Annotated in this window: 1 protein-coding gene; it reads left to right on the top strand. The window is 44.5% G+C overall.

Annotated elements, in window-relative coordinates; genetic code table 11:
• Window positions 1-35: 35 nt before the first annotated feature.
• Window positions 36-920, top strand: an 885-nt coding sequence (locus ACTFWY_RS17780; protein ID WP_161667620.1) for an IS256-like element ISLgar5 family transposase, incomplete at its 3' end; no start/stop codon positions are given.

A 920-nucleotide genomic window follows, 5' to 3' on the forward strand; every position in this document is an offset into this window, starting at 1 on the left:
TACCACAACACATTCACAGAAGAGAGGACTTCCCTATGAACGATTTTACTACAGAAATTCTAAAGACTCTAGCGAACAAAGGCGATTTGAATGAATTATTCCGTGTCCATTTGGAGAAAGCAGTCAATACGCTTCTCAAAACGGAGTTAACGGCTTTCCTAGATTACGAAAAGTATGATCGCATTGGTTTTAACACGGGTAATTCTCGTAACGGCTCCTATGACCGTACGGTCAAGACCGAGTATGGGGAACTTCATCTCCAGATTCCGCGCGACCGCAATGGTGAGTTCAAGCAACAGACTGTTCCTGCTTATAGACGGACGAATGACACGTTAGAGGAGACCGTCATTCACCTCTTCCGAAAAGGTATTACCATGTCGGAAATCGCAGACTTGATTGAGAAAATGTATGGGCATTACTACACGCCCCAAACCATGTCCAATATAACAAAATCATTTACAGAAGAGGTAACGGCGTTTAAAGGGCGGGAGCTTCATGACCGTTATGCTGCTATTTATATGGACGCAACGTATATTCCGTTAAAGCGGAAAACCGTCGCCAAGGAAGCTATTCATATCGCAGTTGGCATTCGCCCGGACGGATCAAAGGAAGTATTGAGCTATGCGATTGCACCGACTGAATCCATCACGATTTGGGAGGAAATTTTATTGGACCTTCAAGAGCGCGGTTTGAAAAATGTCCTCCTGTTCATCACGGATGGCTTAAAGGGGATGGTAGGAGCGATTAGTCGGTTCTATCCCAAAGCTCGTTTTCAACATTGTTGTGTACACGTTTCCCGTAATATCAGTCACAAAGTGCGTGTCGATGATCGTAAGGAAGTCTGTGATGATTTTAAAATGGTGTATCAAGCCTCATCTAAAGAGGTGGCGTTGGAAGCACGTGGTGCTTTTGCGGAAAAA

This window comes from Enterococcus sp. 125944 (genome assembly GCF_051909435.1).
In the GTDB taxonomy this organism is placed as follows: Bacteria; Bacillota; Bacilli; order Lactobacillales; family Enterococcaceae; genus Enterococcus_D; species Enterococcus_D gallinarum.